General features: G+C 58.2%; 8 protein-coding genes. All 8 read right to left on the bottom strand.

What is annotated here, in order from left to right; translation table 11 throughout:
* Positions 1-1,336 (bottom strand): DegV family protein (locus ACIQ0Q_RS07500; RefSeq protein WP_395772321.1); only part of this gene is annotated, 1,336 nt, incomplete at its 3' end.
* Positions 1,337-1,673: 337 nt separating this feature from the next.
* Complete coding sequence (locus ACIQ0Q_RS07495) at positions 1,674-3,050, bottom strand: ATP-binding protein (RefSeq protein ID WP_395772322.1); 1,377 nt, start codon at positions 3,048-3,050, stop codon at positions 1,674-1,676.
* Positions 3,051-3,090: 40 nt separating this feature from the next.
* Positions 3,091-3,771, bottom strand: coding sequence for a response regulator transcription factor (locus ACIQ0Q_RS07490; RefSeq protein WP_395772320.1), 681 nt, complete (start codon positions 3,769-3,771; stop codon positions 3,091-3,093).
* Between the two features lie 22 nt (positions 3,772-3,793).
* Positions 3,794-4,186: a hypothetical protein gene (locus ACIQ0Q_RS07485; protein WP_395772319.1), complete on the bottom strand. Its 393-nt coding sequence runs from the start codon at positions 4,184-4,186 to the stop codon at positions 3,794-3,796.
* 83 nt (positions 4,187-4,269) lie between these two features.
* Entirely contained in the window at positions 4,270-5,178 is a 909-nt protein-coding gene (locus ACIQ0Q_RS07480; protein WP_395772318.1) for an arginine deiminase-related protein, read from the bottom strand.
* Positions 5,175-6,158 (bottom strand): tRNA dihydrouridine(20/20a) synthase DusA, encoded by a 984-nt coding sequence (dusA, locus tag ACIQ0Q_RS07475; RefSeq protein ID WP_395772317.1) that lies wholly within the window; start codon positions 6,156-6,158, stop codon positions 5,175-5,177. Before dusA ends, ACIQ0Q_RS07480 begins: the two co-directional genes overlap by 4 nt.
* 7 nt (positions 6,159-6,165) lie before the next feature.
* Entirely contained in the window at positions 6,166-9,918 is a 3,753-nt protein-coding gene (locus ACIQ0Q_RS07470) for a translocation/assembly module TamB domain-containing protein (protein WP_395772316.1), read from the bottom strand.
* Positions 9,915-11,384: autotransporter assembly complex family protein (locus ACIQ0Q_RS07465; protein WP_395772315.1), on the bottom strand; the 1,470-nt coding region annotated here is incomplete at its 5' end. The genes ACIQ0Q_RS07470 and ACIQ0Q_RS07465, both read right to left, overlap by 4 nt.

Here is an 11,384-nt window from a genome sequence, read left to right as displayed (position 1 = left end):
CCTGGCCACCGGCAGCATTGGCGGTGTCGAATATATGGATGCGGTCGTTGTGCCCGCGTTTTGCGGCGGTCTCGGCCGATTGCAGCGTGCCTGATACCGCTCGCGAAAGACCGACATAAACCAGATGTGGATGGTGCGACAGCAGGAACTCGAACTGTCGGCGGAAATCTCCCGGGGATGGCTGACTAGTTTTCGGCAGCACCAATTCGGTTCGAAGCTTGTGGTAAAACTCACCGGTACTCAAACCGACTTTGTCGAGATAATCGCTTTCACCGAAACTCAAGCGCAACGGCACCCAATGCAGATTGAGTTTTTCTGATAGTGCATCCGGCACATCGGCCGAGGTATCGGTGATGATTACGACCGCACCGGTACCGGCTGCAGTCCGGGCCTGGGCATGCATGTCATCGGCCTTGGTGCCTTCGATGCGTCCGAAACGGGCCGCCAGATCGAATAGCTGCTTCGGATTTCCGACATGGGCATGCAAACGTACACGCGAATGGGAACCGGCGATGACCACACAGGACGCGCCCAGATCGGCAACTGCGGCACGTAGGCCGCTGCGGTCGAGGCCATCGCCGAGGATCAGACACTCGCTGCACCAACGGTGCTCCGGATCGGCATCGGCCAGTTCCAGATGGGCTTGTGAGACCTCCATATCGGCGCAGTCATTCTCGATTTCGTCATCGAGCTCGATTTCACCTTCCAGAATGAATTGATACATGCCTTCGAGCATGTCCACGAAGCCCTGCGCGCCGGCATCGACCACGCCGGCTTTCTGCAATACCGGAAGCTGATTCGGCGTGTTGGCCAGAGCCTTGCGGGCGGCGACCAGCGCCGCGCCGAACCAATGTTTGAAATGGAATCCGCGCTCCCGGCAATGCAGGGACTCGGCAAACACGGTGATGACGCTGAGGATGGTGCCTTCCTTCGGTTCCGAGAGCGCCTCGCGGGCGGTATCGGCACCGTGCTGGATGGCCTGGGCCATCTGTTCGAGGCTGGTTACCCGGGAGTGCCCGATACGTTCGGAGATACCGGTGAAGAACTGGGCGAGGATGGCACCGGAATTACCCCGGGCGCCATCAATGGCATGTTCGCTGACCCGCCGCAGCAGCTCGCCGGTACTCTGCGCACGCCGGCTGAGCGCACCGGTCAGTACATTACCGAGAGTGAACGCCATATTATTGCCGGTATCGCCATCGGGGACCGGGAAGACATTGATCTTATTCAGCAGATCCCGTTGTGCGATGACTCGGCGTGCGCCGGATATCAGGGCTCTTCGAAGCATCGGGGCGCGGATGACCGGGGCGTCGTGTTTCAGCGGAATGGTGTTCATTCGTTGTTATGGATTTTTTGGGCCGGAATGATACCGCCGGCGGTCAGTCATTTTTAATGCACCGGCCGGATTCTTGCAACCTTTTTCGGATCGCACGTATCTATCCAGAGGCCGCACCAAAAAGCAGCACCGCCTGAAAGCCTGTTGATATTCGCCATCCTGTGCCTGAGCCTGGTTCTGATGTCCGGCATCACGCCTTCAATCCGAACCCCGACATTCCGGCTGAACACGCTGATTACGGCCATGGATGGCCGCGAAGCGACGACTGCTAAGACACCGCCAAGGGTGATGGTGGTGGCCAGGCCCTTTGGTTACGGGTGGTTCCCGGTCTATTCCGCTAGGTCAGACAAGGTAACCGGATGGTAAAACGGGCGCCGCCCAGTTCCTGGGAACGGTCGACTGACAACTCGCCGTTGTAGGACCGGATGATGTCCTGCACGATGGCCATGCCGATGCCATGGCCCTGCACCCGCTCATCGCCGCGCACGCCGCGCTGCAGGATTTTGGGAATATCCTCCGGCGCGATGCCTTTGCCGTCATCCTCGATGCACAGATAAAGGCCCGGCCGGCGGGCCGCCGCTTGGTAAACCGGTTTCACCGTCAGTAGAACGCGGTGCTCCGCCCATTTGAAGGCGTTTTCCAGGAAGTTACCGAGCAATTCCTGCAGGTCGCCTGGTTCACCGGAGAACTGCGCTTTGTCATCCACGTCGAACTCGCACAGCACCCCTCGTACCAGGTAGATCTTCTCCAGACTCTGCACGATGCTCTCGGCATGCGGTAGCACGTCGACCGGCGCCGAATACAGGGCGTGACCGGAACGTGCGGCGCGCGACAGCTGATACGATACGATGTCGTTCATGCGCTGGACCTGCGTATAGACCTCGCTCTTGAATGCGGCAGGATCATCGGCATTCTCGATTTCTGACTGCAGCACCGCCAACGGCGTCTTCAGGCTGTGTGCAAGATCGGCCAGCGTGTTGCGACTCAGCTCGAGATTGCTGCGTTCGCTATCGATCAGGGCATTGATGCTTCCGGAAATCGGACGCAGTTCATTTGGATAAATCTTGCCAAGCCGTTGCTGCCGACCGTCCTGCAGTGCTTTCATGTCGGTTTCAAGCATGCGAAGCGGCTGCAGACTCCAGCGCAGGATGGCAATCTGTACCAGCACCAGCAGGATACCGGCAATGCCGAGATAGCCCCACAGCGATTTCCGGTACTCGGCGATCTGTTTGAATATTTCCTCTTCGCTCTCATAAATACGCAGAGTAATCATGGTCGGACCGGCCGGTGCGTCGTCGAAGCGGGTGCTTGCGGTATAGCGGTAGGCCCGGATATCCGAGTCCTCACCAATCGGCAGCGTGATTGGTCCGGTGAATTCGGAAGGCATACCGAAACGCGGGGGCGGCGGCTTGGGTAAACTGAACAGCTTCACCGACTCCGACTGCCAACTGCCGCCGGGACCATCAAGCTGGGCATATAGACCGCTGCGGAAATTGTTGAAGCGCGCATCCGGAAGATTGTCGATGGCGGCGATCTGAAGCCGACCGCTCCTGTCGAAGTTCACCTGGTCCCAGATAGCCAGCGCATAGCGTTCCATGCGAGCTTCCATGTTGTTGACCAGGGAACTCTGGAAAGCCTTGTCGAGCGCGATGCCGGTCAATCCGAGGAAGGCGACCAGACCCAGACTGGCAGCAATCAGCTGCCGCGCATGCAAGGACAGGGCGCGTCGCGCGGCATTCATGGCGGACGGCGGATTATTCGTTGCGCGGGATGGCGAAGCGGTAGCCGCGACCGCGAACAGTTTCGATGGGTTTCAGAATGCCATCCGGATCGAGCTTCTTGCGCAGTCGTCCGACGAAGACTTCCAGCACATTCGAATCACGGTCGAAATCCTGCTGGTAGATGTGTTCGGTAAGATCCGCCTTGGAAACCAGTTCGCCAGCATGCAGCATCAGGTATTCAAGCACTTTGTATTCGTAGCTGGTTAAATCGGCGGCGACATCATGGATGGTGACCTTCTGCGCGGCCAGATCGAGCTTGACCGGTCCGCATTCCAGGCTTGGCTTGCTCCAGCCAGCGGCGCGCCGTAGCAGTGCATTGATGCGTGCCAGCAGCTCTTCGACATGGAATGGTTTGACCAGATAATCATCGGCACCGTATTTGAGCCCTTCGACCTTGTCCTGCCAGCTTGAACGTGCGGTCAGGATCAAAATCGGGAATTTCTGACCAGCATCGCGCAGGCCGCGCACCACATCCATGCCCGAAATCTTCGGCAGGCCCAGATCCACCACAGCCAAATCGAAAGGTATTTCACGACCATGGAACAGCGCTTCTTCACCGTCACTGGCGGTATCGACCGCGAAACCTTCGCGCTTCAAGCGGGCCGCAAGTGTCTCCCTCAGCGGTGCTTCGTCTTCCACAAGCAGGATGCGCATGACTCGTCCTTTCCAGGATAGATTAATGGTCGGCGGTACGGTTCGGTTGTCCGGGGTCATCGTCCGCTTTCTGGACAGTTTCCACTGAACGACCATTTTCGTCAAATAATTGCTGATGGATGATGATCCGTCCGTTTGGCATCTGCACCTTGATTTGGTTGAGCTGGCGGCCCTGCACACTCACTGGTTTGGCACCGATGACCTTACCGCCCGTCTGACGCTCGACCTGTCGCACCGTGACCGTGCGCGGCTGCGAACGCAGGCTGGTCTTGGTGTTGGGCAAACTGCTGCGGGATGCCGGATCGCGGTCTTCGGCTTTGTCTTCAGATACTGCCCTCGGCAACTGTGATGACTGCGCCAAGACACTCTGGGCACTTGCGGCAATCATCACGGCGGCGAGCAGACGGATCTTCATGGAGGTATGGTATTACAAACCAACTGTTAGTTAAATAAAAGTTAGTTTGGCATGACCTAGGTGAATTGGCTCTGAACCTTCTTTTAGTAGATTTCGCCGACGCAGCAGCGCAGCGAGCCCCCGGCCAGCTCCAGCGTCGGTATCGGTACGGCATGCAGGTGGAATCCGGATGCCCCCAGAAACGCCTGCTGGCGTGAGTCCAGGCTGGCGGCGGCGCGCGCGCTGAGGAAAACATCCTGTCCGTTCAAGGCGATGCAGTTGCCGGCGAAGTCGGCTTTCTGCACCGGGCTCAGGCGGACCACACCGCCACCATAGAATCCGGCGATGGCCTCGGGCACGCGGCCATCACGGAATCCACAGGGCGCAATGACTGCGGCACGGCCCGCCAGAATACTGAGCACGACATTGGTGTGATATTCGCCTTCGGCGAGATCGAACACCAGGGTGGCACGTAGACCAAAAGCCGCATGCATGGCACGCGCACCTTCTTCATCGCAACGTTCGCTCAGACCGCAATAGCCAATACCGCGGGCACGGTCGATAATCAGTGAGCCGGTCAGCTCGCAGATGCCCGGCTGCATGCCGAGATCGATCAGTGTCCGTCCGAGGATTTCGGTGAAGAACCGGCGGATGTCGTCACGTACGGCTTCACGTTGGCGTATGGGATGTCGCATATGGCCGATGATCAGGCGCTCCGGCGTCACAGCGAATACATTGTTGGCAAAGACTGCATCCGGCGTGTCGGTATCGCCGGGGAAACTGATAACTGGCAGACAGCCGCGTATGGCGGTCTGTAAGGCCCGGTGCTCGGCATGTGCGGATGCGGCGTCGACCGAAGCCGACATCTGCATGTAGCAGTTGTCGGTCGCCGACTGCCCGGCCAATCGGAAACCTTGCGGACTCACCATAAAGACCGCCTTTGCACAGGCCGGCGCAACGGCTTCACAAGTTGCCGCAACGGCAAAAAAAGCCTGCAGATCACGGGTAATCATTCACTATCCCGAATACGTGTGGCTGCCAGAGCCTTGGCGATGACGGGCCAGCCGGCGCCCGGCAATGGGGCTTCCTGACTCAATATCTGCCTGAACAGGCGACCGCCGGGTTGTCCATGGAACAGCCCGAGCAGGCATTTGCTGATGTGCTTGAGTGCAATACCCGAGGCACACTGGGCCATCACATAGTCCTGCAGGGCGAGCAGCAGATGCTCGCGGTCGTGCTCGGAGCTTCCGAATAAGGCGGCATGAAGACGGTGCAGACGGTACGGGTCTTGATAGGCAGCGCGGCCAATCATGACTCCATCGACCTGTTGCAGCGCATCCAAACAGACATCGGTTTCGGACAGTCCGCCATTCAGAACAATACGCAACACTGGCCGCTCCTGCTTGAGACGGAAAACCCAATCGTAGCGCAATGGCGGAATCTCGCGGTTTTCTTTCGGACTCAAGCCGCTCAGCCAGGCTTTGCGTGCATGCACCACGAATTCGGCGCAGCCGCTTTCGCAAACGGCGTCAATGAACTGCAGAAACGCATTGTAATCTTCCTGCTCGTCGACACCCAACCGGCATTTCACGGTGACTGGCACGCGCACCGCGTTCTGCATGGCGGCAATGCACTCGGCAACGACCTGAGGCTCTTTCATCAGACAAGCCCCGAATCGGCCGGCCTGTACTCGATCCGACGGGCAGCCCACATTGAGATTGATTTCGGCATAACCGTACTGCTCGGCGATACGACTAGCCTCGGCCAGGTGCGCGGGATCGCTGCCGCCGAGCTGCAAGGCCAAGGGCTGCTCACGGGCATCGTAGCCCAGTAAACGTTCGCGATCTCCGAACAGAACAGCCTGTGCATGCACCATTTCAGTATATAGCCGCGCTTTCGGTGCCAGCAAGCGGTGGAACACTCTGCAATGGCGGTCAGTCCAGTCCATCATGGGTGCCACGGAAAGGCGGATGCTGTCGCTATAGGCGCTCATTTGGACATCATTTTCGCCAGTTCAACGCAGCTGAACTCTGCTCGCGCAATTCGGACTGTTCGGACTCGATGGAGATGTCGAGCCCTGCCTTGAGCAGATATTTCAGAGTGATCACTTGGCCGATGCCCAGTAACGAGACGCCATAGCTGACGAATAGGCGGGGCGAAATCTGCTTGCCGATGGTCAGCGTGGAGTCGCCGAGAGCACGCGACTCACTGATGGATGCTTCATCCAGTCCGACCTTGCGACCGAGCGTGCCGACCAGAAAAGATCCACCGGCATTCAAAGCCATCGATTTGGCGTTGATAGAATCGGCCTGTCCGGCGCTCACCGCGTTCAGCGGCCGACCGAACAACAACCAGGACAGGGCGTCGGAATCGGACATGGATGGATTCGAAACCACCGTAGTTTTCGGCTTGGCCGCCGGCCCGCTGAGCTGCAGGCCGACCGTGATGTTCTCTTCTTCAATCACCCGTTCGGTCAGGATATCGAGGCGCGGCTCATACACCAGATTGTTGCTGTACTGCAGATTGCCGCGCTTGATGATCAGTTCCTTGCCGTATGCGGCGTATTTACCGCCTAGGCTTAGGGTGCCGGTGAGCTTGGTCGGACTGCCGTAAGGACTGTCGACGGTAACCCGACCGGAGACCGCACCATCCAAGCCATAGCCGGTGACTTTGACGTGCTCGCTGACACCGACCTTCAGTTTCAGACCCAATCGAAGCAGATCACGTTTCGCTTTCTCCGGTGCTGAATCGACCACCACCACATCGTTGGAAATGGCGACACTGCTGCTGAGCGTTTCCAGATTGACCTGGCCGTCGAGCAGATTGATGTCGCCATTGAGGCTATAAATGCCACCGGCATATCCGAGCAGCAGATCGGTATCGGCGCTCAGTTGCGTGTTGGGCGTATCAGCGAGCGTGACGTTTTTTCCGATCAGTCGCAGGTCGATCGGCTGCGGCAATTGATCGGCAGGATCCCAGACCCCGACCACCGAAAGACGGCCATCTCCCGATCTGATTGATCCCTTCACCAGCATCGCTAGATTGTCAGTGCTGTTTGCAGTAAGCTGGCCGTCCGCCAATTTAAGACCAAGTCCAGGAATCTGCACATTGAAATCCTGGAGACGATAAGCACCATTAATGCTGGGTGCATCACGTCGGCCGGAAATTTCGATTTCACCATTGATGCGTCCCGTAGGCTGCGCCAGATCCAAGGAAAACAGTTCGAGCCAGGACAGCTCATTGATCTGCAGTTTAAGGCCGCCATTCAAGGGCGCGCTCGGGGAGAACCCGGTATCAAGGGTCCCCTCGATCAAACCGCCCTCAGGCAGGCGGGCAAATACCTCACCCGCAAGACGATTGGCCAGCCACTTCAACTGCAAGCGCAAATCCTCGATGCGAATCACTTCATTGGCATCGTTCGGCTTAACGCCGACCTTCAATAATGGCACGTCCAAATCGACGAATCCGGAGCCGCTGACCGCAAAGCTCTTGGGCAGCTCGGCGCGCAGAGCAGCTGTACCCGAATAGGTGAACTCCTTGCCGGCATTGTTGACCCAGGGCTGGAGCAGTGACATAGGAAAATCATTGCCATTGACGGCAATCAGGTTGCCGTCATCCTCTGCACAGAGTCGCGCACTGTGATCGGTGCTGGCGAGGCAAAGTGGCGTGAACTGGTAACCGGACCCGTCCAGCATCAGCAATGCAGGTTGCTGTAGCTGCCATATGCCGAGGACACCGCCATCGGTGCGCAGGAATTCCGGGCGGAGCCGGGTGATACCGTCCTGCCACTGCAGATCACCGGAGGAATCCAGAGCGTATTCACCCGACTGCGCGGAAAGCCGGTAGGAGGACTCACGCAGCGGTCCGTCAAGATCCAGTGCAATGCGGTCGACGAGCTGGCCATCAATCCAAATATCATCGGCGTCCAGCCGGGTGTGGCCATCACCAAGCGTGCCGCCAAGCAGGCGGATCTTACCGACCCGGTAATCTCGCATCTGCAGACCAGCGCCCTGGACATCGACCCGGTAATCGGGACTTTTCTTATCACCCTGTAATACCAACGTACCGCGGACCAGACCGGACCAAGTCGGACTGATATCGTTCAAATCCAGTGGCAGCATGGCCGCGGCCACGTCCAGCTTGCCGCTGTCGCCGCCCCTGAGCGTGACATGCGAGGCGCCGGCATGCAGATCAGCATCACCGGATACAGTTAAGCCATTGAAATGCAGATCGGCCCTGCCGGCAAGACGGCGCCCGCGCAATTGGCCGCCGAGATCAAGCACTTTGACCGTACCCCGCCAATCCTTGCCTGCAGGCTGCTGCACCGCGATGCGCAGATCAGCATTGACCGCTCCCGGATAGTCGGCGAAAAAGTAAGCCGGATCGAATTGAATCAGTTTGCCTTCAAAGGCGATATCCATTGCCGGTTGCCAACGCAGGCGCAGCCGGCCATCCAGCCCGCCTTGCGCCATGTTGACTTTCATTTTCGGCAGATCCAGCGCACTGCCGGTCCCGTTGCCGAGCACATCGAAGCTGGCGCGTTCTTTGCCGCGCAGCAGACTTCCGGTGACTTTCAGCTGCCAAGCACTGAGTTTTCCGCTGGCTTCGATGCGTGTACTAAGCACGACCGGCACTGACTTGGTTTTGGTCTTGGCGGAATCCTTTTCCGCCAACGGCAATACGAAATCGGAAACCTGCAATACCAAGGCATCACTGCTAAGCTCGCCTTCAGTATTCAGGCTGCCCTGCGCCGACAAGCGTGCACCGGCGTATTGCAGATGCACATCTTCCAGCAAAATACGACTGCCGTCCAGGGCGAATCGCGAGGGCTCGATGACCAGCGTTTTGGCATCCCGGCTGAGCTCGCCGGCAATCTGGCTCCTTCGGTCATCACCGGATGCGCCCAGTTGCACGCGGTAGGCATGGGCATCGGCCAATCCCAGCATGGCCGGCTCGAAGCGTTCACCACTGGCACCCAACACCCAAAACGGCCGTCCGTCACGGGTACTTAATTCCCATCGGATTCGGACCGGCTCGGGCAACGCCCCTTCAAGGTCGAAAAGAAAACGTTCGGCATCGCCTTCGGCATGCAGACGCAGGGCCGGCGGCGTACCAGCGGCTTCGGTCCTGAGCCGGACCGTGCCATCCAGCCGGGTGGCGTAGCCGCGGTTCGGCCGGTAATCGCCGTTGACGCTGATCTGGCCATGCACGGATTCGGCCTGCAGGTGATCGAGCATGAGCGCGCCCGGTGCCAACTCGAGTCCGCCACGGATGTTAGTGACCGCATACAAAAGCCGGTTCTGTTCGAACAACTGCATATCGGAAATACGGGCGTCAGCGACGCGGATACGCAAAGGAAGATCTAGTTCCGGCAGGCTTTCCGGCCAGCGCGGGAACTCGAAAGGGGTGTCGTCTTTTTTCAGGTGTAGACGCACATGCTCGGCACGGAGATGCGCGATGTTCACATGCCGGAACAGCAGCGGCAGGATGTCGGCATCGATTTCTAGTAGCCCCGCTTCGTAACGCTGCTCGGCATCGGCATAGACCAGACGATTGAAACGCAAGCCATCGGCAAACACGCCATCGACCCGTTGCCATTGCAGGCGCGCACCATCCGGCAGTTGCTTCTGTGCCTGCGTCAATATGAAGTCACGACCGGCTGGACTGTACAGCAGCCACCCGATGACAGCGACTGCACCGGCAATGAAAACCAGAAACAACAGGCCGAATCGGGATTTCTTCGACAGACTCATAGATCGGATCCGATGGTGAAGTGGATGCCGAAGCCCGGATCCGGTCCATTGAAACCGTAGGCGACATCGAATCGAACCGGACCGATTGGCGAACGCCAGCGCGCTCCGGCACCGACACCGAAATTGGCGTTGGGTTTACGGTCGAAGGCATCACCGACATCGATGAAACCGGCCGCTGCCCACTCGGTATTCACACGGTATTCGTACTCAATGCTGCCGACCGCCATGTAACGACCGCCGAGGTTGTATTTATCAAAGTACTCGCCGATTTCCTTGTAGCCGTAACCGCGCACACTCTGGTCACCACCGGCATAGAAACGCAGCGAGGGTGGAAAATATGGATAGTTGGCGGACCATGTAGCACCAAGCTCGCCACGCATCAGCAGGCGGCTTTTGTTGCCAAGGCCCCGGATGTTTTTGTTCTTGACCGTGACCTGTAAAAACGGAGCTTGAGACTGGGCGAATTCGTAACCGCTACGCGCTTGGTAATACCAGGCCGAACCACTGGTCGGATAAAGCGGGTCATCACTACGGCGCCAGACCGCATTGAACTCGGGGTACGCCACGGCGGTATACAGATTATTGCCGAGCGACTGATCGATATCAGGGATGGCTTCATCGAAACGCTCCCGGCGCACATTCAGACTGGCCAACAGATCCCAATTGCGTAGCTCACCGCTGCGGCTGAAGCTGCCCTCGACATACCGGCTGCTGGCACTGGTATATTCCTCGTTACGGGTGACCAGACCGATGCCGTACCAACCATCCAGCCACTGAAATGCCGGAATGCGGTAAAGCGTAGTGAAGCTTTGTTCATTTTGCGCCCAGCCGACATTGAAGTCGAGCTTATGACCGCGGCGATTGATCCAACGCCGTTCAACGCCATACTCGACACCGAGTCCGGTTTTAGTGCCATAACGGAAACTGGCGTACTGGCTCGTGCGCTTGCCTTGGGTCAGGCTGACCAGAATCGGTATGGTACCCGCCTGCTTGCTCTCGAGATCGGGGACGATTTCAATCGAACTGAAATAATTGAGCTTGGCCAGCGATTCCTGCAAACGATTGATCTGAGGCTGTGAATAATAGTTACCCGGTTCGAAATTCACCAGCTGCTCGAGTAATCCCGTTTCGAATTCGTGACCTTCGAAACGGACGTTGCCGTAGCGGTAACGGATACCGCTATCCCAGGCCAGATTGATGTCAGCACTCTGCGCGGCACGGGTCACGCGCACTTCGTGCACGCTGTTGCGCATATCAAAATAGCCGCGATCAAGCAGGGCTTGACTGATTTGAGCCTTGTTTTCCTCATACAGGCCGTGATTGAACACTTCGCCCTGAGCCGGCTCGAAACCTTCCAGCCAGAATCCAATGAAACGGTCCTTGCTGCCATCGCCATCGACCTGCAATGCAACATCGCGGACCTTGACCGGCTCGCCGGGGGCGACATCGATGATGATCTGGGCAAG

The organism is Arenimonas sp. (assembly GCF_044348765.1).
In the GTDB taxonomy this organism is placed as follows: Bacteria; Pseudomonadota; Gammaproteobacteria; order Xanthomonadales; family Xanthomonadaceae; genus Arenimonas.
Note: the sequence above shows the minus strand (reverse complement) of the source record. Positions and strands in the feature narration are given on the sequence as shown.